Origin of the sequence: Rhodococcus sp. 11-3 (genome assembly GCF_023704055.1) — a bacterium.
Classification (GTDB): Bacteria; Actinomycetota; Actinomycetes; order Mycobacteriales; family Mycobacteriaceae; genus Rhodococcus; species Rhodococcus aetherivorans.
In genome coordinates this window covers 3,389,870-3,413,169 of sequence record NZ_CP080406.1, presented here as the reverse complement: position 1 = coordinate 3,413,169, position 23,300 = coordinate 3,389,870, and the positions used below count along the sequence as shown (strand labels likewise).

Annotated in this window: 19 protein-coding genes and 1 pseudogene; 16 read left to right on the top strand and 4 right to left on the bottom strand. The window is 71.9% G+C overall.

The window, feature by feature from the left end; genetic code table 11:
- The first annotated feature begins 193 nt into the window (after window positions 1-193).
- From gltB to KZJ41_RS15980, 4 genes are read left to right on the top strand one after another with little or no spacing between them, the layout of a single operon-like run.
- Window positions 194-4,675 carry a glutamate synthase large subunit gene (gene gltB, locus KZJ41_RS15995; RefSeq protein WP_065922512.1) on the top strand — a complete coding sequence of 1,494 codons (4,482 nt, stop codon included), beginning with the start codon at window positions 194-196 and terminating at the stop codon, window positions 4,673-4,675.
- Window positions 4,668-6,161: a glutamate synthase subunit beta gene (locus KZJ41_RS15990; protein ID WP_065922513.1), complete on the top strand. Its 1,494-nt coding sequence runs from the start codon at window positions 4,668-4,670 to the stop codon at window positions 6,159-6,161. Before gltB ends, KZJ41_RS15990 begins: the two co-directional genes overlap by 8 nt.
- Before the next feature lie 44 nt (window positions 6,162-6,205).
- The gene (locus KZJ41_RS15985; protein ID WP_006947046.1) at window positions 6,206-6,667 is read left to right on the top strand and encodes an SRPBCC family protein; all 462 of its coding nucleotides are present in this window, start codon (window positions 6,206-6,208) and stop codon (window positions 6,665-6,667) included.
- Between the two features lie 28 nt (window positions 6,668-6,695).
- Window positions 6,696-6,845 (top strand): hypothetical protein, encoded by a 150-nt coding sequence (locus tag KZJ41_RS15980; protein ID WP_164528073.1) that lies wholly within the window; start codon window positions 6,696-6,698, stop codon window positions 6,843-6,845.
- A 146-nt stretch (window positions 6,846-6,991) separates the two neighbouring features.
- Here KZJ41_RS15980 and KZJ41_RS15975 read toward each other — a convergent pair whose 3' ends face one another.
- Window positions 6,992-8,434: a trehalose-6-phosphate synthase gene (locus KZJ41_RS15975; RefSeq protein ID WP_029544039.1), complete on the bottom strand. Its 1,443-nt coding sequence runs from the start codon at window positions 8,432-8,434 to the stop codon at window positions 6,992-6,994.
- 425 nt (window positions 8,435-8,859) lie between these two features.
- Between KZJ41_RS15975 and KZJ41_RS15970 the strand changes: the two genes are divergently transcribed.
- Window positions 8,860-9,399 carry a Dps family protein gene (locus tag KZJ41_RS15970; RefSeq protein WP_006947051.1) on the top strand — a complete coding sequence of 180 codons (540 nt, stop codon included), beginning with the start codon at window positions 8,860-8,862 and terminating at the stop codon, window positions 9,397-9,399.
- Between the two features lie 119 nt (window positions 9,400-9,518).
- Here KZJ41_RS15970 and KZJ41_RS15965 read toward each other — a convergent pair whose 3' ends face one another.
- Complete coding sequence (locus KZJ41_RS15965) at window positions 9,519-9,941, bottom strand: MerR family transcriptional regulator (protein ID WP_006947052.1); 423 nt, start codon at window positions 9,939-9,941, stop codon at window positions 9,519-9,521.
- Window positions 9,942-10,417: 476 nt separating this feature from the next.
- Here KZJ41_RS15965 and pyk point away from each other — a divergent pair, with 476 nt between their 5' ends.
- Both pyk and KZJ41_RS15955 read left to right on the top strand, forming a co-directional pair.
- Window positions 10,418-11,839: a pyruvate kinase gene (gene pyk, locus KZJ41_RS15960; RefSeq protein WP_006947055.1), complete on the top strand. Its 1,422-nt coding sequence runs from the start codon at window positions 10,418-10,420 to the stop codon at window positions 11,837-11,839.
- Window positions 11,836-12,708 carry an acyl-CoA thioesterase II gene (locus KZJ41_RS15955; protein ID WP_029544036.1) on the top strand — a complete coding sequence of 291 codons (873 nt, stop codon included), beginning with the start codon at window positions 11,836-11,838 and terminating at the stop codon, window positions 12,706-12,708. Before pyk ends, KZJ41_RS15955 begins: the two co-directional genes overlap by 4 nt.
- Window positions 12,709-12,825: 117 nt before the next feature.
- On the opposite strand, the gene KZJ41_RS15950 is transcribed toward KZJ41_RS15955, so the two are convergent.
- Window positions 12,826-13,476: a TetR/AcrR family transcriptional regulator gene (locus KZJ41_RS15950; RefSeq protein WP_029544034.1), complete on the bottom strand. Its 651-nt coding sequence runs from the start codon at window positions 13,474-13,476 to the stop codon at window positions 12,826-12,828.
- Window positions 13,477-13,556: 80 nt separating this feature from the next.
- Between KZJ41_RS15950 and KZJ41_RS15945 the strand changes: the two genes are divergently transcribed.
- Both KZJ41_RS15945 and KZJ41_RS15940 read left to right on the top strand, forming a co-directional pair.
- Complete coding sequence (locus KZJ41_RS15945) at window positions 13,557-14,510, top strand: NAD(P)-dependent alcohol dehydrogenase (RefSeq protein ID WP_065922514.1); 954 nt, start codon at window positions 13,557-13,559, stop codon at window positions 14,508-14,510.
- Window positions 14,511-14,575: 65 nt separating this feature from the next.
- Complete coding sequence (locus tag KZJ41_RS15940) at window positions 14,576-15,235, top strand: uridine kinase (RefSeq protein WP_065922515.1); 660 nt, start codon at window positions 14,576-14,578, stop codon at window positions 15,233-15,235.
- A gap of 139 nt (window positions 15,236-15,374) precedes the next feature.
- Here KZJ41_RS15940 and KZJ41_RS15935 read toward each other — a convergent pair whose 3' ends face one another.
- Window positions 15,375-15,857 carry an adenosine-specific kinase gene (locus KZJ41_RS15935; RefSeq protein WP_029544028.1) on the bottom strand — a complete coding sequence of 161 codons (483 nt, stop codon included), beginning with the start codon at window positions 15,855-15,857 and terminating at the stop codon, window positions 15,375-15,377.
- 485 nt (window positions 15,858-16,342) lie between these two features.
- Between KZJ41_RS15935 and acsA the strand changes: the two are divergent.
- The 7 genes and pseudogenes from acsA (at window position 16,343) to KZJ41_RS15900 (ending at window position 23,141) form a co-directional block, all read left to right on the top strand.
- Window positions 16,343-18,180, top strand: a pseudogene (gene acsA / locus KZJ41_RS15930) (acetate--CoA ligase).
- Between the two features lie 80 nt (window positions 18,181-18,260).
- Window positions 18,261-19,196: a pyruvate dehydrogenase (acetyl-transferring) E1 component subunit alpha gene (gene pdhA / locus KZJ41_RS15925; RefSeq protein WP_373566482.1), complete on the top strand. Its 936-nt coding sequence runs from the start codon at window positions 18,261-18,263 to the stop codon at window positions 19,194-19,196.
- Window positions 19,193-20,167 (top strand): alpha-ketoacid dehydrogenase subunit beta, encoded by a 975-nt coding sequence (locus tag KZJ41_RS15920; protein WP_029544022.1) that lies wholly within the window; start codon window positions 19,193-19,195, stop codon window positions 20,165-20,167. Before pdhA ends, KZJ41_RS15920 begins: the two co-directional genes overlap by 4 nt.
- Window positions 20,168-20,176: 9 nt before the next feature.
- On the top strand, window positions 20,177-21,385 hold the full coding sequence (locus KZJ41_RS15915) for a dihydrolipoamide acetyltransferase family protein (RefSeq protein WP_251549280.1): 1,209 nt from the start codon (window positions 20,177-20,179) through the stop codon (window positions 21,383-21,385).
- Window positions 21,386-21,394: 9 nt separating this feature from the next.
- Window positions 21,395-21,673: an acyl carrier protein gene (locus tag KZJ41_RS15910; RefSeq protein ID WP_006946663.1), complete on the top strand. Its 279-nt coding sequence runs from the start codon at window positions 21,395-21,397 to the stop codon at window positions 21,671-21,673.
- 97 nt (window positions 21,674-21,770) lie between these two features.
- On the top strand, window positions 21,771-22,532 hold the full coding sequence (locus KZJ41_RS15905; RefSeq protein WP_065923456.1) for a GAF and ANTAR domain-containing protein: 762 nt from the start codon (window positions 21,771-21,773) through the stop codon (window positions 22,530-22,532).
- Window positions 22,533-22,700: 168 nt separating this feature from the next.
- Window positions 22,701-23,141, top strand: a complete 441-nt coding sequence (locus tag KZJ41_RS15900; protein WP_037200930.1) for a DUF4383 domain-containing protein — start codon at window positions 22,701-22,703, stop codon at window positions 23,139-23,141.
- The last annotated feature ends 159 nt before the right edge of the window (window positions 23,142-23,300 follow it).

Below are 23,300 nucleotides of genomic sequence, written 5' to 3'. Positions count from 1 at the left end.
GGCGGGCCGTCGCGCGCGTAGACTGGCCGCCACCGGGACCGATCCCCGGTTCGATCGTCGGGCGGAACTGGTCCGGCCACCCATACCGCAGCGCACGCCCGTCGTGGCGACCCCGTCGGGGCCGCCCATCCGACGACGCGCGACGTCGCCGCCACACCGGCGACGTGGAGGTGGACCGGTGCGGCATTCCGGGATGCCCGAGGCCCGCGGACTCTACGACCCCGACCGCGAATCGGATTCCTGCGGCGTGGGCGCGATCGTCGACCTGCGCGGCCGCAGCACCCACCGCACCGTCGCCGACGCACTCACCGCGCTGCGCAACCTCGGCCACCGCGGCGCCTGCGGTCGCGAACCCGCCAGCGGTGACGGCGCCGGCATCACCCTCGCGGTCCCCGCCGCGCTCCTCGACGCCGTCACCGGCTTCGAACTCCCGCCGCCGGGGTACTACGCCACCGGCCTGTGCTTTCTGCCCCGCGACCCGCGGCGCCGGGCGACGGCGCGACGGCGGATCCACGCGCTCGCGGCCGAGGAGGATCTCCAGATCCTCGGCTGGCGCGAGGTTCCCGTCGACCCGTCCGGCCTCGGGCGCACCGCCGGAGCGTGCCGACCCCACATCAGCCAGCTGTTCGTCGCCGCCCCCCGCACGGGCGGCGTCCGGCCCGCCGGCGTGGACCTCGACCGGCGGGTGTATCCGCTGCGGCGCCGCGCCGAGCACACCGGCGACGTCTATTTCCCGTCGCTGTCCGCCCGCACCGTCGTCTACAAGGGCATGCTCACGGCACAGCAGTTGCCGGCGTTCTTCCCCGACCTGCGCGATCCGCGCTGCGCCAGCCCGATCGCGCTCGTGCACAGCCGTTTCTCCACCAACACCTTCCCGTCGTGGCGGCTCGCCCAACCGTTCCGGTACAGCGCCCACAACGGCGAGATCAACACGATCCGCGGCAACCGCAACCGGATGCACGCCCGCGAGGGACTCCTGCGCACCGGCCTGCTGCCCGGCGACCTGACCCGGTTGTTCCCGGTCTGCGCCCCCGACATGTCGGACTCGGCCTCCCTCGACGAGGTCCTCGAACTGCTCCACCTCGCCGGGCGCTCGCTGCCGCACGCGGTGACCATGCTCGTCCCGCCCGCATGGGAGAACGAGCCCGACCTCGATCCCCGGCGACGCGCCTTCCACCGCTTCCACGCCGCGCTGCTCGAACCGTGGGACGGGCCGGCGTGCCTGCCCTTCACCGACGGACGGCTGTTCGGTGCCGTGCTCGACCGCAACGGGCTGCGACCCGGCCGGTGGTGCCGCACCGCCGACGACCGCGTCCTGTTCGGCAGTGAAACCGGAATCCTCGACCTGCCACCGGAACACATCGTGCACAAGGGCCGACTCGAGCCGGGCCGGATGCTCCTCGTCGACACCGTCGCCGGCCGCATCGTGCCGCCCGACGAACTGCTCGACACCCTCGCTGCCGCCCACCCCTACGGTCGGTGGCTGCGTGACGGGCAGATCGACCTGGCGGATCTGCCCCGCCCGGGCGGGCACCCCGCCCCGGACCACGACCAGGGCCGGACGCACCGGCTGTTCGGGTACACCCGCGAGGACCTCGAGGTGCTGCTCGAACCGATGGCCGCGACCGGTGCCGAACCGCTCGGCTCGATGGGCGCCGACATCGCCCCCGCGGTGCTGTCGCCGCGTCCCCGGCTGCTCTACGACTACGTCGTCGAATTGTTCGCGCAGGTCACCAACCCGCCGTTGGACGCGATCCGCGAACGGGTCGTCACCTCGATGCGGCGCGTCGCCGGCCCGGAGGACAACCTGTTCGACGCGTCCCCGAAGTCGTGCCGGCAACTGGTGCTGCCCGGCCCGGTCCTCGACACCGACGAACTCGCCGCCGTCGCGGCACTCGGCCCGGACGGGCCGCGCCCGGACCTCGCCTCCCGGGTCCTGCCCGCGCACTTCGCGGCCGGCGGCGACCCCGGCGAGGCCCTCGCCGCCGGGCTCGCGGACCTGCGCCGCGCCGCCGACGCCGCCATCGACGCCGGCCGGGGCATCCTGATCGTCACCGACCGCGGTTGCGGGCCGGACCGCGTCCCCATCCCCTCCCTGCTCGCCGTCTCCGCCGTGCACCACCACCTCGTCCGCACGCGGCGGCGCACCCGCGTCGCGCTGATCGCCGAATCCGGGGATGCGCGCGAGGTCCACCACGTGGCCGCGCTCGTCGGATTCGGCGCCGCGACGGTGTGCCCCTACGTCGCCCTCGACACCGTGCGCTCACTCGCGGCCGCCGGGCGCATCCCCGGCACGGACCCGGCGACGGCCGCGGCGAACTACCGGCGCGCCGTCGTCTCCGGGGTTCGCGAGGTGATGGCCAAGCTCGGAATCTCCACCCTCGCCTCGTACACGGCGGCGCAGACATTCGAGGCCGTCGGCCTTGCCCGCGAGGTCGTGGACGCGTATCTTCCCGGCACCGTCTCCCGGCTGGGCGGCGCGAGCCTCGCCGACCTGGCCCGCGACGCCCGTCGCCGGCACCGGACCGCCTTCGAGAACCGGTGCGCCGAAACGGCTCTCGACAGTGGGGGCGTCTACCGGTATCGACGCGACGGCGAACCTCACCTGTTCACCCCGGAGACGGTGTTCCTGCTGCAGCACGCGACCCGCACCGGGCGGGCGGACGTCTACGCGCGGTACTGCGCCGAGATCGACCGGCTCGCCGCCGCGGGCGGAACCCTGCGCGGGCTGTTGCGCACCGTCGCCGCGGATCCGATCCCGCTCGACGAGGTCGAGCCGGTGGAGGACATCGTGCGCCGCTTCGCCACGGGGGCGATGAGCTACGGTTCGATCTCCGGTGAGGCGCACGAGACCCTCGCCGTCGCGATGAACCGCCTCGGCGGCCGGTCGAACTCGGGGGAGGGCGGGGAGGATCCCGACCGCCTCGGTGACCCGCTGCGCCGCAGCGCCGTCAAGCAGGTCGCCAGCGGCCGCTTCGGTGTCACCGCCGCCTACCTCGCCGACGCGACCGACCTGCAGATCAAGATGGCGCAGGGAGCGAAACCCGGTGAGGGTGGCCAGCTTCCCGGCCACAAGGTGTACCCGTGGATCGCCCGTACCCGGCACGCCACCACGGGCGTCGGACTGATCTCCCCGCCGCCGCACCACGACATCTACTCCATCGAGGACCTCGCCGAGCTCGTCCACGACCTGCGGTGCGCCAACCCGCAGGCCCGCATCCACGTCAAGCTCGTCAGCGGCGTCGGCGTCGGCATCGTCGCCGCCGGCGTCGCCAAGGCCCATGCCGACGTGGTGCTGATCTCCGGCCACGACGGCGGCACCGGGGCGGCCCTGCTCACCGCCCTGCAGCACACCGGCACCCCGTGGGAGATCGGGCTCGCCGAAACCCAGCAGACCCTCGTGCTGAGCGGCCTGCGCGACCGCATCACCGTGCAGTGCGACGGCGGGCTGCGCACCGGCCGCGACGTGATGATCGCGGCGCTGCTCGGCGCCGAGGAGTTCGGGTTCGCCACGGCGCCCCTGGTGGTCCTCGGCTGCATCCTCATGCGGGTGTGCCACCTCGACACGTGTCCCGTCGGCATCGCCACCCAGAACCCCGAACTGCGGGAGAAGTTCACCGGCAGAGCGGAATTCGTGGAGCAGTTCTTCCGGTTCGTCGCCGGGGACGTGCGCCGGCGGCTCGCGGCGCTGGGCCTGTCCCGCCTCGACGACGCCGTCGGCCGGGTCGACCTGCTCGAACCCGACGCGGCACTCGAGCACTGGCGTCGCCGGGGACTCGACCTCGCACCCCTGTTCACCCCGCCGGCCGACGCCCTCGGGGCACCCCCGCAGCGCCGCCGCACCCGCCCCGCCGCCGGACCGCCCGACGCGCCGCTGGACCGTGACCTCATCGCCCGCGCGGCCCCCGCCCTCGACGACGGCCGTCCCGTGCATCTCACCGCCGCCGTCACCAACCGTGACCGCGCCGTCGGCACCCTGCTCGGCTGGACCGCCGGTCGACGGTGCGCCACCGGCCTGAGCGACGACACGGTGCGGATCGATTTGTACGGCAGCGCCGGGCAGTCCCTCGGTGCCTTCCTGCCCGTCGGCATCACCGTCACCGTCACCGGCGACGCCAACGACTATGTCGCCAAGGGTCTGTCCGGCGGACGGGTGGTGGTGCGCCCCGACCCGGCCGCGCCGTTCGACCCGCACGAGCAGATCGTCGCCGGCAACACCGTCCTGTACGGGGCCACCTCCGGGGAGTTGTTCCTGCACGGCCGGGTGGGGGAGCGCTTCGCGGTGCGCAATTCCGGCGCCGACGCCGTGTGCGAGGGCACCGGCGACCATGCCTGCGAGTACATGACCGGGGGCCGCGTCGTGATCCTCGGCGCCACCGGCCGCAACCTCGGCGCCGGCATGTCCGGGGGGCTGGCCTACGTCCTCGACCTCGAGCCCGGCCGCGTCAACACCGCCTCCGTGCAACTGCAGCCCGTCGACGACGGCGACCTCGCTCCGCTGCGTGACCTGATCGCCCGCCACCACGCGCGCACCGGATCGGCGGTCGCCGGGGAGATCCTCGCCGAATGGCCCGGCAGTGCGGTCCGGTTCACCGCGGTGGTGCCCGAGGATCTGATCCGCGTCCGCGCCGCGGCGTGCGAGCGCCCCACCCCGGTGGGAGCCGACGGTGCCTGATCCCCGCGGATTCCTGCGCTACGACCGACGCGAACCGCCGCGCCGGCCCGCCGCCGAGCGCGTCCGCGACTGGGCGGAGGTGCACCGGGCGCAGCCCCCGGACGAGGAGGCGCTCTCGATCCGGGAGCAGGCCGCCCGCTGCATGGACTGCGGTATCCCCTTCTGCCACAGCGCCGGCACCGGCTGCCCGCTCGGCAACCTCATCCCCGAATGGAACGACCTGGTGCGTCGTGACCTGTGGGCCGAGGCCGCCGACCGGCTGCACGCCACCGACAACTTCCCCGAGTTCACCGGCCGGCTGTGCCCGGCACCCTGTGAATCCGCCTGCGTGCTCGCCCGGGACGACCACACCGCGGGCGTGACCGTCGAACGGATCGAGCGGGCGATCGCCGACCGGGCCTGGGCCGACGGCCGCGTGCCGCCGCGCCCCCCGGCCCGTGGCACCGGGAGATCCGTCGCCGTCGTCGGCTCCGGACCGGCGGGTCTCGCCGCGGCCCAGCAGCTCACCCGCGCCGGACACGCCGTGACCGTCCTCGAGCGCGCAGACCGGCTCGGCGGACTGCTGCGCTACGGCATCCCGGCGTTCAAGATGGACAAGGCCCTCGTCGACAGGCGCCTCGCGCAGATGCGCGCCGAGGGCACGGTCTTCCGCACCGGCACCGAGGCCGGGATCGACCCGGATGTCGCCACGCTGCGGGCCGGCTTCGACGCGGTGGTCCTCGCGGTCGGGGCCGGCCGCGCCCGCGACCTGGCCGTCCCGGGGCGGGAACTCGGCGGGGTGCACCCCGCGATGGAGTACCTCGTCGCCGCCAACCACGAGTGCGAGGGCGACGGGCCCGCGGCCCTCACCGCCGCCGGACGGCACGTGGTGATCGTCGGCGGCGGGGACACCGGCGCCGACTGCTTCGGCACCGCACTGCGTCAGGGCGCGCGTTCCGTCACCCAGCTCGACTATCGGCCCCGGCCGCCCGGACGCCGCGACGAGGACGTCACGCCGTGGCCGCTCGCGCCGTGGGTGCTGCGAACGGCGCCCGCGCACGAGGAGGGCGGGACCCGCCGGTTCGAAGTGACGGTGCAGCGCTTCGTCGGTTCCCGTGGGCGGGTGCGGGCGCTCGAACTGGCCGAGGTCGACGCGCGCCGCCTCCCCCTCGGGGACCCCTTCGAGATTCCCTGCGACCTCGCCCTCCTCGCCGTCGGCTTCGAGGGGGTCCAGCGCGGACCGCTCCTCGACGCCCTCGGCCTGACCCCCGGCGTCCGGGGCACTCTCGACTGCGACGAGCGCTGGCAGACCTCGGCCCCGGGGGTGTTCGTGTGCGGCGACGCCCACCGCGGTGCGTCGCTGGTGGTGTGGGCGATCGCCGAGGGACGCGCGGCGGCGCGCGGTGTGGACGCGTTCCTCACGGGCGAGTCGGCGCTGCCGGCGCCGGTCCATCCCCGGTCGCTGCATCTGGACCCCCGGCGTTTCCCGGCTCGGCCGCCCGGGTAGGCCACCCGGGAGCGGCGCACCGGTCGCCGCAGGAAAGGAGCGTCATGAGCACGATCACCGAGTCGGTCGACGTCCATGTCCCGATCCGTACGGCCTACAACCAGTGGACGCAGTTCGAGGAGTTCCCCCGTTTCATGGAGGGCGTCGAGCGGATCCGCCAGATCGACGACACCCACACCCACTGGGTCGTCAAGGTCGCCGGCGGGACGAAGGAGTTCGACGCCACGATCACCGAGCAGCATCCCGACGAGCGCGTCGCATGGAGGTCCGACGCCGGGCCGGACCACGCCGGCGTGATCACCTTCCACCGGCTCGACGACACCACCACGCGGGTCACCGCGCAGATGGACATCGACCCCGAGGGCTTCTTCGAGAACGTCGCCGACAAGCTCGGCCTCCTCGATCGCCGCGTGAAGAGCGACATGCGGCACTTCAAGCAGTTCATCGAGGAACGCGGCGTCGCCGACGGCGCATGGCGCGGTGAGGTCGATCGTCCCGGCCCGTGACCGTGGACTTCCGACCGAAGGAGACCCCGTGACGGAGAAGAAGCCGACCGACGGCAACCGGCCCAAGGGGGGCCGGCCCGGCCCGGTGGACGAGGGCAAGAACGGCGGCATGGCGACTCGGGAGCACGCCCCGGAAATCGCCGAGAATCCCACTGCCGAGAACTCCACCGACGACTGATCGCAGAGGCCGGAAGGGGCGATGCGGCCGAACCGCATCGCCCCTTCCGCCGTCGCACGGGCTGTCGACGGTCACGGCATGCCGGGGTCGAGGGCGTCCTCCGTCGGCGCCGCCGACCCCGCTTCGAGCCCGCGCCCGGCTGTGATTCAGGCGCTCGCGGCCGCGGTGGCGCCGGATCCGCTCGCGCGCAGGTCCGTGAGGAAGGCGTTGGCCCACCGGTCGACGTCGTGGTGGAGCACCTGGGTGCGCAGGGACTGCATCCGGCGCGCCGCCGTCGCCGGTTCCTCGGTGGCGGCGATGACGATCGCGCGTTTGACGGCGTCGAGATCGTGCGGGTTGACCAGATGAGCGCGGCGCAGCTCGCTGGCCGCCCCGGTGAACTCGCTCAGGACGAGGGCACCGGTGCCGTCGGTCCGGCAGGCGATGTACTCCTTGGCGACGAGGTTCATGCCGTCGCGCAGGGGTGTGACGAGCATGACGTCCGCCGCGCTGTACAGGGCCATGAGCTCGTCTCGGTCGACGGGCCGGTGCAGGTAGTGCACCACCGGCCGGCCCAGCTGCCCGTACTCGCCGTTGAGGTGGCCGACCTTGCGCTCGATGTCCTCGCGCAACTGGGCGTAGGCGGACACGCGCTCGCGACTCGGGGTGGCCAGCTGCACCATGACGACCTTCTCGGGGTCGAGGGTGCCCTCGTCGAGCAGCTCGTGCAGCGCCTCGAGCCGAATGTCGATGCCCTTGGTGTAGTCGAGCCGGTCCACGCCCAGCAGCAGGGTCTCGGGGTTGCCGAGTTCCTCGCGAACCTGCGCGGCCCGCTCGCGGATGTGGGGGGACCGGACGCGTTCGGCGAAGTGGGCCGAGTCGATCGAGATGGGGAAGGCGCCGACCTGCACCCGCCGGTCGCCGACGTCGACGGTGCCCACGCACGAGTCCAGGTCGGAGTGCGCGCTCGTGTGCAGACCGAGCAGCCGCTGTGCCAGGAACAGGAAGTTGCGGGCGCCGCCGGGCAGGTGGAAGCCCACCAGGTCGGCGCCGAGCAGGCCCTCCACGACGGCGGTTCGCCACGGCAGTTGCAGGAACAGCTCGGTGGGCGGGAAGGGGATGTGCAGGAAGAAGCCGATCTTCAGGTCGGGCCGGAGGTCGCGCAGCATCTTGGGCACGAGCTGGAGCTGGTAATCGTGCACCCACACCGTCGCGCCCGGGGCGGCCGCGTCGGCCGCGGCCTCGGCGAAGCGGCGGTTGACCGCGACGTATGTCCGCCACCACGTGCGGTCGTAGGCGGGAGCGACGATCGCGTCGTGGTACAGCGGCCACAGCGTCGCGTTGGAAAATCCCTCGTAGTAGCCGGCGACCTCGCCTTCGGTGAGGGAGACCGGATGCAGCGTGATGCCGTCCTCGGTGAACGGATCGAAGGCGACGTCGGGGGCGCCGGGCCAGCCCACCCACGCGCCGTCGGCGGCGCGCAGCACCGGCTCCAGGGCGGTGACGAGCCCGCCCGGGCTGCGGCGCCACCCGCCGCGCCCGTCGTCGGCCGACGGGTCGTAGTCCACGGGGAGCCGATTGGCCACCACCACCAGGTCCGCTGCGGTCATCGCGTCGCGCCTCCTTGCTCGACACCGGGGCCGGTCGCTCCGGCAACTGCCGTCGAACTCGTACTTATGACAAGTAGTTTTTGTGTATCACTCGGGGCGGGGCGCGGAGGCACTTCGCCGCGCTCGGTATCCCGGGAAGCGACGCCCCCGCACCCCGCTGGTAGATAATCTGTCTCGCACAATAGAAATTTTGTCAAATGGAAGATGCAATTACCGCGGAACACCGGCCCGGTGCGGTGCGACGGGGAGGGTATCGACGATGTCCTTCCCGCGGAGGGTGGCACGGGCTTGCTTGCCGGCGGTTTCGGCGCCCGGGTGCCGGGGTAATCCGGCTGCGGGGTGCCCGGCACCTACGTGCCGACACCGGCGGGCCGGCGAGACGGCCCGCGGAGGTACTACACACGAGCCTGTAGGAGGAATCGAAGATGGCGAAGTTCACCGTCCCCGGCCTGAGCGACAGCGAGGGCGTCCGGGTGGCCGAAGTGCTGCAGAATCGGCTCAGCGCCTACAACGACCTGCACCTCACCCTCAAGCACGTTCACTGGAACGTCGTGGGACCGAACTTCATCGGCGTGCACGAGATGATCGATCCGCAGGTCGACGCGGTCCGCGGATTCGCCGACGACGTCGCCGAACGCATCGCCGCGCTCGGGTCGTCCCCGAAGGGGACCGCGGGCGCGATCGAGAAGGACCGCTCGTGGGACGACTACTCGGTGGGGCGGGACACCGCCCAGGCCCACCTCGCCGCCCTCGACCTGGTGTACGACGGCGTGATCGGGGACTGCCGCAAGGCGATTTCGGAGGTCGGGGAGATCGATCCGATCACCGAGGACCTGCTCATCGGGCAGACGCGCGACCTCGAGAAGTTCCAGTGGTTCGTCCGGGCACATCTCGAGAACTCGGCCGGAACCCTCGCGCACGAGGGCGCGCGCACCGAACGGCAGGCCGCGGACGAAGCCCGCTGAGCGGGCGAGCCGCCGGCCGGGTCCTTCGCCCGCCGCTGCGCGCAGACATCACCGGTCGCCGGACAGCGCATTGCACACCCCGCGCCGTCCGGCGGCCGGGGGTGTCCGCTGGAGGTCGCTCAGCTGTTGCCGTTGTCCGCCCGCAGGCGCGCGTTGTCCGACTCGAGTCGCGCATTGGCATCCTCGAGCCGGGCCTTGTCGGATTCCAGGCGAGCCTTGTCCGATTCGAGCCGGGCATTGTGGGATTCGAGACGTGCGTTGTGGGACGCCAGTTCGGCGTGGTTCGACTCGAGGCGGAAGATCTGGGCGATGCCGGCCAGATTGATGCCCTCGGCGAGGAGTTCGCCGATGCGTCGCAGGCGCGCCACGTCCTCGTCGCTGTAGCGGCGGGTGCCGCCTTCGGTGCGCGCGGGGCTGAGCAGTCCGCGGCGTTCGTACAGGCGCATGGACTGCGGATCGACCCCGGACAGCTCGGAGGCCACCGAGATGCCGTAGACACCGCGGCGGGAGTGCGGTAGCGGCTCCTTCCTCGTTTTCTCCATTTCAGATTCCCTCGTTCGGTGTCCTCGCTGCCATGGCCTCCGGTGTGCCGAATCTACCCGATCGCCACAGGAAACCTTCCGTGCCGGAGACAATTCCCGGGCGACGCCGGCGCGGACCCGGACCGCCGGGAAGCGGGCTCTCCGGTACGAATATCTCTCTTGTATGACACACATTTTATGCATCGCGTGGGGTGGCCGCGATCGATGCCGCGCCGTTTCCGTGCCCCGCCCCCGCCGTCCGGACGGGAGTGCCGTCCTGCGCCGCGGGCGCACCCCGCCGGATCCGTCTCCGTCACAGGGGGTTCCGCGGGCCGCTCCGGCACCGACGAGATCGGGCGCCGCATCCGGCGGAGGTACGGGGACGGCCGGACCGATGCCCGGGGCAACCGGACGTCGGCCCTCGGCCGAGCGGGCACGGCGTCGGCGCTGCACCGGCTGTGCTCCGCCACCGCCGCACGGGTACTAGGCTCGACCGCGTGACCCGACGCACCAAGATCGTTTGCACCATGGGCCCGGCCACGGCAGACCCCGAGGTCCTGAGGGAACTCGTCGACGCCGGGATGGACGTGGCCCGCCTCAACTTCAGCCACGGCGAACACGCCGATCACGAGGCCCACTACCGCCGCGTGCGGGAGGCCTCCGATACCAGCGGGCATGCCGTCGGCATCCTCGCCGACCTGCAGGGCCCGAAGATCCGCCTCGGCCGGTTCGCCGAGGGGCCGACGGTGTGGAATACCGGCGAGATCGTCCGGATCACCGTCGACGACGTCGAGGGAACCCACGACCGGGTCTCGACCACCTACAAGCAGCTCGCCGACGACGCGCGCCCGGGGGATCGCCTGCTCGTCGACGACGGCAAGGTCGGCCTGGTCGTCGAGCACGTCGAGGGCAGGGATGTGGTCTGCCGCGTCACCGAGGGTGGGCCGGTCAGCAACAACAAGGGCGTGTCCCTGCCGGGGATGAACATCTCGGTTCCGGCGCTGTCGGAGAAGGACATCGAGGATCTCGAGTTCGCCATGCGGCTCGGCGTGGACTTCGTCGCCTTGTCGTTCGTGCGCTCCCCGGCCGACATCGAGCTCGTGCACGAGGTGATGGATCGGGTGGGCCACCGCGTGCCGGTGATCGCCAAGCTCGAGAAGCCCGAGGCCATCGAGAATCTCGAGGCGGTCGTGCTGGCGTTCGATGCGGTGATGGTCGCCCGCGGTGACCTCGGCGTCGAGATGCCGCTCGAGGAGGTGCCGCTGGTGCAGAAGCGGGCGATCCAGATCGCCCGCGAGAACGCCAAGCCCGTCATCGTGGCCACGCAGATGCTCGAGTCGATGATCGAGAACTCCCGGCCGACCCGCGCCGAGGCCTCCGACGTCGCCAACGCGGTCCTCGACGGTGCGGACGCGGTGATGCTCTCCGGCGAGACGTCGGTGGGCAAGTACCCGGTCGAGACGGTGCGGACGATGGCCCGCATCATCGCGGCCGTGGAGTCCGATCCCACCCGGGTGCCGGCGCTGACCCACGTGCCGCGCACCAAGCGCGGGGTGATCTCCTACGCGGCGCGCGACATCGGCGAGCGGCTCGACGCCAAGGCGCTGGTGGCGTTCACCCAGTCCGGCGACACGGTGCGGCGCCTGGCGCGGCTGCACACCCGGCTGCCGCTGCTGGCGTTCACCCCGGTCCCGCACATCCGCAGCCAGCTGGCGCTGACATGGGGCACCGAGACCTTCTCCGTCGAGCCGGTCGACACGACCGACGTGATGGTGCAGCAGGTCGACGCGGCGCTGCTCTCGCTCGGCCGGTACCAGCGCGGCGACCTCGTGGTCATCGTGGCCGGGTCCCCGCCCGGCCGCTCCGGGTCGACCAACCTGATCCACGTGCACCGGATCGGGGAGAAGGACACCCATTGAGCCGTCGCACCGCGACCGATCTCGAGGTCCTCGTCGACCTGCTCGATCTCGAGCAGGTCGACGAGGACCTCTACCGGGGTGAGCACCCGATCCAGGTGGGCAGCCGCACCTTCGGCGGCCAGCTCGTCGCTCAGGCCCTGATCGCGGCCGGCCGCACGGTCGGGGACCGGCCGGTGCACGCGCTCAACGCCCACTTCATCCGCGGCGGCGACGTCAAGGCGCCGATCGAGTACCGGGTGGTCCGGCACCGCGACGGCCGGGATTTCGCGAACCGCATGGTCACCGCCTCCCAGAACGGCCAGGAGCTGTTCGTCATGCTCGCCGCCTTCCAGCGGTGGGGCAAAGGGCTCGAACATGCGGTGAGCGTTCCCGAGGTGCCCTACCCCGATGTGCTGCCGCCGCTCGGGGACCACCTGTCCGGGTTCGAGGATCACCTGCCGCACTTCGTCAACGCCCTCAAGCCGATCGACATGCGGTACGCCAACGACCCCGCCTGGATCCTCAAGGGCACCGGGGAACGTCTCTCGCACAACCGGGTGTGGATGCGCGCCGACGGCGCGCTGCCCGAGGATGCGCTCCTGCACGCCGCCACCCTGGCCTACAGCTCCGATACCACCGTGCTCGACTCGATCCTCACCACCCACGGGCTGTCCTGGGGGCTGGACCGGATCGTCGCCGCCACCGTCAACCACTCCATGTGGTTCCACCGGCCGGTCCGGTTCGACGAGTGGATTCTGTACGCCACCGAGTCCCCGGTCGCGGCGGGATCGCGCGGGCTGGCGACGGGCCGCTACTTCACCCTCGAGGGGGAACTCGTGGCGACGGTCGTGCAGGAGGGACTGATCCGTCATTTCCCGCGCCGCGGCTGACGTGGGCGACCGTGTCCGCGCCCCCGCCGGCCGCGGGGGCGCGGACACACGCGCCCTCGCCGTCACCGCCCGGTCCGCCGCCTGCCGCGCAGTCCCTCGTCCCGCGTGGGGCGCTTCTCATTCCTCCACCCGGCGACGGCGGCGGTCGAGTTCGTCGAGGATCAGCCCCAGTCCGTAGTCGAACTCGTCCGCGAACGAGTAGTCCTTTCCGATCACCAGTTCGCCGACCATTTCCGCCAGGTAGGGGTAGGCGTCGGCCGGCACGTCGATCTCCGAGGCGAACTCCTCGGCGCCGTCCGCCGACGCGAAGGGCAGTTTCAGTTCGGTGAGCACGAAGCCGTACACGTATGCGTCGATCACCGAGAAGGCGTGGGACGCAAGGGCAACCGGGAAGCCGTTCGTGCGCAGGCAACCGAGCACGGCGTCGTGGTGCCGCAAGAGTGACGGACCGGGCGAACGGCGGGACTCGATCAAGGTCAGCGCCCAGGGATGCCGGGCGAGCACGTTCCGCGCCGAGGTCGCCCGGTGCAACATCGCAGGCCGCCACGGTTCGCCCGGTCCGGGCAGCACGATTCCCGCGAAGATCCAGTCCGCGAGCCCATCGAGCAGATCGTCCTTGTTGGCGACGTGGTGGTAGAGAGACATTGCCTCCACGCCGAGTTCCTTGCCGACGTTGCGCATGCTCACCGCGGTGAGGCCGCCGCGGTCGGCTACGCGAACCGCGGCCTCGATGATCCCGATGCGGCTCAGCCCCGGCCGTTCGTTCATGTCTCCCTCACGACTCTTGCGTACTTACAGGCGTAAGCCTAGTCTTCCCGGACAAGACTTACATCCGTAAGGGAGGGCTCATGAAGGCCGCAATCGTCGACAGGTACGGGCCACCGCACGTCGTCCGCGTCGCGGAGGTGCCCATTCCGGTCCCCCGGGACACGGAAGTCCTCGTCCGCGTCGTCGCCGCGGCCGTGACGGCCGCGGACTCGCGGATCCGCGCGGCCCGCTTCCCCCGCGGATTCGGCCCGTTCGCCCGGCTGATGTTCGGCGTGTTCCGGCCCAGGCGAAAGATCCTGGGCGGCACCTTCTCCGGTGTCGTCGAGTCGGTCGGCGCGAGGGCCGGCGGGTACACCCGTGGCGACGAAGTGTGCGGCATGACCGGACTCGCAATGGGGGCGCACGCGGAATACGTCACGGTCCCGGCGGAGCGGGTGGTTCGCAAACCGGCAGCGGTCACTCACCCGGATGCGGCGGCGCTGCTCTTCGGCGGGACCACCGCGTTGCACTTCCTGCGAGACAAGGCCTCACCGGGACGCGGCGATTCTGTGCTCGTGAACGGGGCGTCGGGCGCGATCGGAACCAACGCCGTTCAGCTGGCCAAGCATTTCGGCGCCACCGTCACGGCCGTCACCAGCACCGCCAACCTCGGCCTCGTCTCCGACCTCGGCGCCGACAAGGTCATCGACTACACGGTCACCGATGTGTCCGACCTGACCGACCGCTTCGACGTCGTACTCGACACTGTCGGCAACCTCACCCCCTCGTCCGGACGGAAGCTCCTCACCGACGGGGGCGTTCTGTTGCTTGCGGTGGCAAACCTGTGGGAGACCATGCGCCCCGGCGTCGATGTCAAGACGGGTGCTGCGCCCGAGCGACCCGAGGACGTCGAGTTCCTCCTGGAGTTGTCGGCCGCCGGTCGGCTCGTCGCCGTCACCGACGACATCGGTGGTCTCGACCAGATCGTATCGGCCCACACGCGAGTGGACTCCGGCCACAAGGTCGGCAACATCATCGTCCGGCCCGCGGGGTGACGGCACCACGCCGAAGCCGAGGATTCTGTCGAGCGGGTGGCCCTGCGATGGCGGAAACTGGGCCGATGACGATGTTCACCCCGATCAACCCGGCCGACCTGGCCGGCGTCATCGCCGAACGCGCAGCCGGGCACCGCCGACGGGTGTGCGTCGGGATCTCTGCCGCCGACGCGGCCGCACCGCTGAACCTTGCGGAGGAGGTCGCCGCGCGCCTGCGCGTCGAGGGCCGGCCGGCGGCAGTGCTGTCGCTCCACGACTTCGTGCGCCCGGCCTCGCTCCGTTTCGAGCACGGACGCACCGATTACGAGAGCTACCGGACGAACTGGTTCGACTACGGCGCGCTCGACCGCGAAGTCGTTCGGGGACTTCACGAAAAGAAGCGATGGCTGCCGCGGTTGTGGGACGAGGCGGGGGACCGGTCGGCTCGTGCCCGCCGGGTGGACGCTCCCGACGGTCAGGTGCTCGTGGTCGCCGGCCCGATGTTGCTCGGTCGCGGACTCGCCTTCGACGTCGCGGTGCACCTGGCGATGTCGCGGGCCGCGTTGGGCCGGCTGACGCCCGACGAGGACTGCTGGACGATCCCGCCGCTGCTCGAGCACGACGCCGCCGCGGCCGCGGAGGCCGACATCGTCGTGCGGTACGACCATCCGGATCGCCCGGCGATGCACGCCGCCGGTGCGATCCGGTCCGGGAACGGGGACCGGCGATCCGGTCAGCGGCAATGAGCCGGTCGGCGGGTGGGTCCCGATCCCGGGCGGCGGGCGATCGCACGCACACCGGGCCCCGACGTCGAGCCTCGACCGGTCAACGAGCGCTACATCCTCCCCCCGGGGGCCCTGTGCGCGTCATGGGGCGCACGGGCGGTCACAGCTTGTAACCGATCGTGCGCAGCAGTGCCTTGCGGTCGGCGACGTCGGCGCTCGTCTCCACGCCGAGGGGTGGGTTCCCGTCGATCACCCCGGCAATGCCTCGGCCGAGCTCCGTCTCGGCCACGATGATCTCGACGGCGTTGGCCGTGGCGCAGAAGATGCCGCATACCTCCGGTACCTGCTTCAGCGTGTTCAGGATGTTCACCGGATAGCCGTCCTCCACGAACACGAAGAACGAGTGGCCTGCGCCGACCGCCAGGGCGTTGCGCCTGGCCAATTCGACGAGCCGGTCGTCGTTGCCCGAGAAGCGCACGAGGCGAGGTCCGGAGGCTTCGCAGAACGCGACTCCGAACCGGAGGTGGGGACTCACCCCGGCCAGTGCTTCGTGCAGGTCCTCGACGGTCTTGATGAAGTGGGCCTGCCCGACGACGACGTTCATGTCGTCGGGCTTGTCGATCGCCACGATGTGCAGCTCCACGATCGCCTCCTCGGATGCCCTGCGGCTCGGCAGGCCAGCGTCGACAGACAGTCTGCCCCGCTGGGCAACCCGGGGGCAACGACGGGAGAACGGGAGAGGACCGGAGCGGATCTGCCGAACCCGGCTGGGGTGCGGCGCTGGCAGGGCCGGATCCGGGATCGGACCGGCTCGGGTTCTCGGCACGCAACATCCCGGATGGTGTTCTCGCCCAGCCGGTCCCGCACCGCGTCAGCGACCGACGCCGGCGCGGGCTTCGGCTGGTGGGGCTGCCCGAAGCCGAAGCCTGCGTCGACGGGGTCCTCGGCAGGATCGCCGTCACCGTGAGTCACACCGGCATGCACCGCTGCGCGCGCCGGCAACGCGGGACGGTCGAAGGCCCGGAGGGCTCCCCGTCGTGTCCGTGCGGGTCCGCGGCAGCACCCGCACGCCCGTGCGGCGGATGCCCGAGGGACCAATGCCCCTATGCCGGCCGTTCCGGGCGGCGCATGATCGGCTCGACGCGATCTGCACCGGAGGGAGCGGCCGTGACGACCAGCAGCGACGCGGTGATCCGCAAGACGGCCGACGACCTGCGGGTCCCGCCGAACCTGTCGGACTACGAGGCCACCTGTGCCCGGTTCACGTGGGACGAGGCGGCGGCGCAGGTGCCGGGCCCCCGGGCGGGGGGTGCAACATCGCCTGGTCGGCGGTCGACCGGCACGCCGACGGCCCGCTGCGGGACCGTCCCGCCCTCCGGTTCCTCGGTGCCGGTGACGCGACGGGCCGTATCGACGTCACGGAGTTGTCGTACGGCGACCTCGCAGACCGCGTCCGCCGCTTCACCCGCGTCCTGCGCGACCTCGGAATCGGCAAGGGCGACCGGCTGTTCGTGTTCTCCGGCCGGATCCCCGAGCTGTACATCGCCGTCCTCGGTGCCCTGCGCAACGGCACGGTCGTCACCCCGCTGTTCTCGGCCTTCGGTCCCGAACCCCTGCTCACCCGCCTCGAACTCGGCTCCGCACAGGTATTGGTGACCACGGAGGCGCTGTACCACCGGCGCGTCGCGGGGGTGCGCGACCGGGTGCCGACCCTCGAGCACGTGCTGCTCGTCGGCGACGACGAAGCCGCCGCCACCGACGTTCCCGGCACCCTCGACCTACGGGCCCTGCTCGACGCCGCCGAGCCGGCCGCCGATCCCACACCCACCACCGCCGGCGACCCGTCGTTGCTGCACTTCACGAGCGGCACCACCGGCACCCCCAAGGGGGCGCTGCACGTGCACGGCGCCGTCGTCACCCACTACGCCACCGGCCGCTACGCCCTCGACCTGCATCCCGACGACATCTACTGGTGCACCGCCGATCCCGGCTGGGTGACGGGCACGTCGTACGGCATCGTCGCGCCGCTGCTGCACGGCGTCACCTCGATCGTCGACGAAGCCGAGTTCGACGCCGAACGGTGGTACCGGATCCTGCAGGACCAGCAGATCAGCGTGTGGTACACCGCCCCCACCGCCATCCGGATGCTCATGCGCGCCGGACCCGAGGTCGCGGGACGCTACCGGTTCCCGAACCTGCGGTTCGTCGCCAGCGTCGGCGAGCCGTTGGCACCCGACGCCGTGTGGTGGGGCACCGAGGTGCTGGGGCTGCCCATCCACGACAACTGGTGGCAGACCGAGACCGGCGGCATCATGATCGCCAACACGCCGGCGTTCGACATCAAGCCCGGATCGATGGGCCGGCCCCTGCCCGGCGTCGACGCCCGGATCGTCCGCCGCGACGAGGACGGCACGGTGCACGAGGTCACCGCCGCCGACACCGAGGGTGAACTGGCGCTGCGGGCGGGCTGGCCGTCGATGTTCCGTGGCTACCTGAACCAGGACGAGCGCTACCGCAAGTGCTTCGCCGGCGATCTCTACCTCACCGGGGACCTCGCGCGCCGCGACGCCGACGGATACTTCTGGTTCGTCGGCCGCGCCGACGACGTGATCAAGTCCGCCGGCCATCTCATCGGACCGTTCGAGGTCGAGAGCGCGCTCGCCGAACACCCGGCCGTCCTCGAAGCCGCCGTGATCGGTGTGCCGGACGAGATCCTCGGCGAACGGGTGAAGGCGTTCGTCGTCCTCGAGCGCGGCGTCGAACCCGACGACGCGTTGCGCCGCAAGCTGATCGGGCACGCCCGCGTCCGGCTCGGTGCGGCCGTCGCCCCCAAGGAACTCACGTTCGTCGACTCGCTGCCGCACACCCGCAGCGGCAAGACCCTGCGCCGGCTGCTCAAGGCCCGCGAACTCGGCCTCGCGGAAGGCGACACGTCGACGCTCGAGACCCCGGAGGTGGCCGGATGACCAGCGACACCGAGCAGGCCGGCGGGGGCGCCGCCGGATTCCCCTACGACCGCGACTTCGCGCTCGCGCTGCTGGCCGACATGCTGCGCATCCGCCGGATGGAGGAGAAGGCCGCCGAACTCTACGGCGCCGGCAAGATCCGCGGATTCCTGCACCTGTACGTGGGGGAGGAGGCCGTGGCGGTCGGCGCGCTGCACGCGCTCGACCCGGGCGACACGGTCGTGGGCACCTACCGTGAGCACGGGCACGCCCTGATCCACGGGCTGTCCATGAACGCGATCATGGCGGAGATGTTCGGCAAGCAGGAAGGCTGCTCCCGCGGGCGCGGCGGCTCGATGCACCTGTTCGACGCCGCGACCCGCTTCTACGGCGGCAACGCGATCGTCGGCGGGGGCCTGCCGCTGGCGGTGGGCCTCGCGCTGGCCGACAAGATGCAGAAGATCCCGCGGGTCACCGCGTGCTTCTTCGGTGAGGGGGCGATGGCCGAGGGCGCGTTCCACGAGGCGCTCAACCTCGCGGCCCTGTGGCAGCTGCCGGTGCTGTTCTGCTGCGAGAACAACCTGTACGCCATGGGCACCGCCCTGGCCCGGTCCGAGTCGCAGACCGACCTGTGCGCCAAGGCCGCCGCGTTCGGGGTGCCCACACTCCGGACGGACGGGATGGACGTGCTCGCCGTCCACGAGACGGCCCGGGCCGGGGTCTCCCACGTCCGCAGCACGGGCGGACCGATGTTCCTCGAGTTCCAGACCTACCGATTCCGTGCCCACTCGATGTTCGACCCCGAGCTCTACCGCGACAAGGCCGAGGTCGAACGGTGGAAGGAACGCGGCCCCATCCACACGTTCTCGGCGCGGCTGAAGGCGCTGACTCTGCTCACCGAGGAACAGTTCCGGCAGCTCGACGCCCAGGCCGTGGCCGAGGTCGACGACGCCGTCGCCTTCGCCGAGGCCGGCACCTGGGAGCCGGAGTCCGACCTGCTCCGCGACGTGACCACACCGGCCGGGGAGGCACCGTGAAACTCAGCTACCGCGAGGCCCTGCGCGCCGCGCTGCACGACGCCCTGAGCACCGATCCGCGGGTGTTCCTCATGGGCGAGGACATCGGGCGATACGGCGGCACGTACGCCGTGACCAAGGGCCTGCTCGACGAGTTCGGACCCGAACGCATCCGCGACACCCCGCTGTCCGAGCTGGGCTTCGTCGGTGCGGGCATCGGTGCGGCGCTCGGCGGGATGCGGCCGATCGTCGAGATCATGACCGTCAACTTCAGCCTGCTGGCCCTCGATCAGATCGTGAACACCGCCGCCGCACTGCGCCACATGTCCGGCGGCCAGTTCTCCGTGCCGATCGTGATCCGCATGGCCACCGGCGCCGGGCGGCAGCTGGCCGCGCAGCATTCGCACAGCCTCGAGGCGTGGTACGCGCACATCCCCGGCATCCGGGTGCTGGCCCCGGCGACCGTGCGGGACGCCCGCGGCATGCTCGCCCCCGCTCTCGCGGATCCGGACCCGGTCGTCGTGTTCGAGCACGCACTGCTCTACAACACCACCGCCGACATCGACCCCGACGAACCGGTCGACATCGACAGCGCGCGGGTGCTCCGGCCGGGCGGCGACGTGACCCTCGTCGCCTACGGCGGCACCGTCGGCAAGTCCCTCGTCGCGGCGGAAACCCTGGCGGGCAGCGGAATCGAGGCCGAGGTCGTCGACCTGCGGGTGCTGCGCCCGCTGGACACGGCCACCGTCGTGGACTCCGTCCGTCGCACCCACCGGGTGGTGGTCGTCGACGAGGGCTGGCGCAGCGTCGGCCTCTCCGCGGAGGTGACCGCCCGGATCGCCGAGGAGGCGTTCTACGACCTCGACGCACCCGTGGCGCGGGTGTGCAGCGAGGAGGTGCCGGTGCCCTACGCCCGGCACCTGGAGCAGGCGGCGATTCCCCAGCCGGAGAAGATCGTCGCCGCCGTGCAGGCCCTGATGGGCGAGAGCTGAGGAGGCGACGTGTTCGAGTTCACCCTGCCGTCCCTCGGCGCCGACATGGACGAGGGCACCCTGACCGAATGGCGCGTCGCGCCCGGGGACACGGTCGAGCGCGGCCAGGTGATCGCCTCGGTGGACACCGCCAAGGCCGAGGTGGAGGTCGAGATCTGGCGGGACGGGGTCGTCCACCGGTTGGTCGCGGAACCGGGTGTCACGCTGCCGGTCGGCGCGGTGATGGCAACCCTGCTCGAGCCCGGGGAGGACGCTCCGCCCGTCGCCGAGGCCCCGGTGGTGGCCCCCGTCGCCGCGGCCGGCGGCGCCGCCCCCGTCACCGAGGCGCCGCCGGCGCCCGCTCCGGCCGCCCCGGCCGCGCGGCGGCGGGTCTCGCCGGCCGCCCGCCGGCAGGCCCGGCAGCTGGGCGTGGACCTCGACACCGTGACCGGCACCGGACCCTGGGAGTCGGTGACGATCGAGGACGTCGATCGGGCGGCGGCTCGTGCGGGCGCCGCGCCGGCGCCGGCACGAGCTGCCGCCGCGGCGGCACCGGCCAGGGCCCCGATCGACAAGGCCGCCGAGATGCGCCGCGCCATCGCGTCCGCGATGGGACGTTCCAAGCGGGAGATTCCGCACTACTACCTGTCGGAACAGATCCCGCTCGCGCGGGCCCTCGACTGGCTCACCGAGTACAACGCGCAACGCCCGGTCACCGAGCGCGTCCTGCTTGCGGCGCTGCTGCTCAAGGCGGTCGCCCTGGCCACCCGCCGGTACCCCGAAATGAGCGGATTCTGGACCGACGGCGAGTTCCACCCGGCCCCGGCCGCGCACGTGGGGGTGGCGGTCTCCCTGCGCCAGGGCGGGCTGATCGCCCCGGCGATCCACGACGTCGCCGACCTCGCCCTGCCCGAGCTCATGGCGGCCCTCGCCGACCTCGTCAAGCGCGCCCGGGCGGGCTCGCTGCGCAGCTCGGAGATGTCCGACCCCACCGTCACCGTGACCAACCTGGGGGAGGAAAGCGTGGACTCGGTGTACGGGGTGATCTACCCGCCGCAGGTCGCACTGGTCGGTTTCGGCAAGCCGACCCGGCGCCCGTGGGTCGACGGCGACGCGGTGCGGCCCGTCCCGGTGGTCACCGCGACCCTCGCCGCGGACCACCGGGTCAGCGACGGCCGGCGTGGCGCCCTGTTCCTGGCCGAGATCGCTGAACTGCTCCAGCACCCGGAACGACTGTGAGGTGAGATCGTGACCACCGACGAGACCAATACCGGCGAGACCGCCCGTGCCGACATCCGCGCCGCCGTCGTCGCCGCGATCGCCGACGTCGCCCCCGAGATCGAGGACATCGAACTGGCGGGGGACCGGCCGCTGCGCCAGCAGGTCGACCTCGACTCGATGGACTGGCTGAACGTGCTGATCGGACTGCGTTCGTCGCTCGGGGTGGACATCCCCGAGGCGGACTACGCGCACCTGAGCACCCTCGACGGCCTGGTCGGATACCTGGCGCAGCGCCTCGGGCGGTGAGGCCGCACCAGATGACCCGAGAACTGTGCCCGGCCGGTCTCACCGGGTGCATTCTGTGAGAAGAACGACCGACGGGGATGCAGTCGTGGACGGGGACATGGCCGGGAACGATCCACTGTGTGGACGAGTCGGGGAGATCGTCGTGGCGCTGCGCAGGCTGTCCGCCGCGCTCGACGAGGGCGACGAGTTGCCCGAGCTGCTGCACCTGCTCGTCGGCAACGTCGTGAAGATCGTGCCCGAGACCGGCATGGCGGGGGTGACGGTCCTGCGGGGCGGCCGCCCCGAGACGGAGGCCTGCAGCAATCCGCTGCTCTACGAACTCGACCACGCCCAGTACCTCGCCGGCGCCGGCCCGGGCCTCGACGCCGTGCGGACCGGCCAGGTGGTGCGCGCGGACCGCGCCGAGATGCGGCGACGCTGGCCGGCGTTCGCCGAGCGCGCGGAACGGTTCGGGACGGCGAGTTCGCTGGCCGCGCCGCTGCGGATCGACGACGAGACGGCCGGATCGTTCAACCTCTACAGCGAACACGACCACGGGTTCGATTCTCTGGACGAGACGCTGGTGGAGGTGTTCACGACGGCCGTGGAGACCGCACTGCGGCAGGCCCGTCGCTGTGCCCGGGCCCGGGCGGAGATCACGCAACTCGATCGGGCCCTGCGCTCGCGTCCGACCATCGACCACGCCGTCGGGATCGTCATGGCCGCGCGCGGTCTGACCGCCGAGGAGGCCTTCGCCGTGCTGGTGCGCCAGTCCCAGCACGAGAACGTCAAGCTGCGCGACGTCGCTGCCCGACTGGTCGCCCAGCTCACCCCCGCCGGAACCGACCCGCGGCCGGGGCCGATGACCCGGGACCGGTGACCGTTCCTATCGGCAGCACGCACGGCCCGTCGCCGTCCCACGAAAATCCTCGCGGGCAAGGTTTCACGAACGCCCACGGAGGTATCTCTCCGGCAGCCGCAGCCACTCCGCTCCGGTCACCTGTTCGAACGAAAGGAGCCGGCCATGGCCGAGCACGCAGGACGAACTATGACCCGGACACCGGTGCAGACAGCCGCCCTCGCTGTCGGTGTGGTGTTCCTCCTCGTCGGCATTCTCGGGTTCGTTCCCGGAATCACGACCAACTACGACACCATGACGTTCGCCGGGCACGAGTCCGGGGCGCTGCTGCTCGGGATCTTCGAGGTCTCCATCCTCCACAACATCGTGCATCTGCTCTTCGGTGTGGCAGGCGTCGCGATGGCCCGCACGGTCGGTGCCGCTCGGTCCTACCTCATCGGCGGCGGCATCATCTACCTGGTGCTGTGGCTCTACGGACTGGTGATCGACAAGGACAGCTCGGCGAACTTCGTGCCGGTCAACTCCGCCGACGACTGGCTGCACTTCGTGCTCGGGGCCGCCATGATCGCCCTCGGCTTCCTGCTCACCCGCCGGACCACGACGCACCGCACCGTGCCCGGCACCCGCTGACAGCCACCCACCGACCCGTCGCCGGTCCTCGCCGCCAGGAGCGAGGACCGGCGACGTTCGTGTGCACCCGCGGATCGTTCCGTCCTGCGGGCACGGCCCAGCCGGGCTCGACCGCACGGCGAGCCCGGCCGAGCCGTGGTCACCTCCGTGGCCCGCTCC

Excerpts from the sequence above, each read along its gene's own strand:
- gltB (WP_065922512.1), top strand. The coding sequence starts at position 194 with ATGCCCGAGGCCCGCGGACTCTACGACCCCGACCGCGAATCGGATTCC.
- KZJ41_RS15985 (WP_006947046.1), top strand. The coding sequence starts at position 6,206 with ATGAGCACGATCACCGAGTCGGTCGACGTCCATGTCCCGATCCGTACG.
- KZJ41_RS15975 (WP_029544039.1), bottom strand. The coding sequence starts at position 8,434 with ATGACCGCAGCGGACCTGGTGGTGGTGGCCAATCGGCTCCCCGTGGAC.
- KZJ41_RS15970 (WP_006947051.1), top strand. The coding sequence starts at position 8,860 with ATGGCGAAGTTCACCGTCCCCGGCCTGAGCGACAGCGAGGGCGTCCGG.
- KZJ41_RS15965 (WP_006947052.1), bottom strand. The coding sequence starts at position 9,941 with ATGGAGAAAACGAGGAAGGAGCCGCTACCGCACTCCCGCCGCGGTGTC.
- KZJ41_RS15950 (WP_029544034.1), bottom strand. The coding sequence starts at position 13,476 with ATGAACGAACGGCCGGGGCTGAGCCGCATCGGGATCATCGAGGCCGCG.
- KZJ41_RS15945 (WP_065922514.1), top strand. The coding sequence starts at position 13,557 with ATGAAGGCCGCAATCGTCGACAGGTACGGGCCACCGCACGTCGTCCGC.
- KZJ41_RS15940 (WP_065922515.1), top strand. The coding sequence starts at position 14,576 with ATGACGATGTTCACCCCGATCAACCCGGCCGACCTGGCCGGCGTCATC.
- pdhA (WP_373566482.1), top strand. The coding sequence starts at position 18,261 with ATGCTGCGCATCCGCCGGATGGAGGAGAAGGCCGCCGAACTCTACGGC.
- KZJ41_RS15905 (WP_065923456.1), top strand. The coding sequence starts at position 21,771 with ATGGCCGGGAACGATCCACTGTGTGGACGAGTCGGGGAGATCGTCGTG.
- KZJ41_RS15900 (WP_037200930.1), top strand. The coding sequence starts at position 22,701 with ATGACCCGGACACCGGTGCAGACAGCCGCCCTCGCTGTCGGTGTGGTG.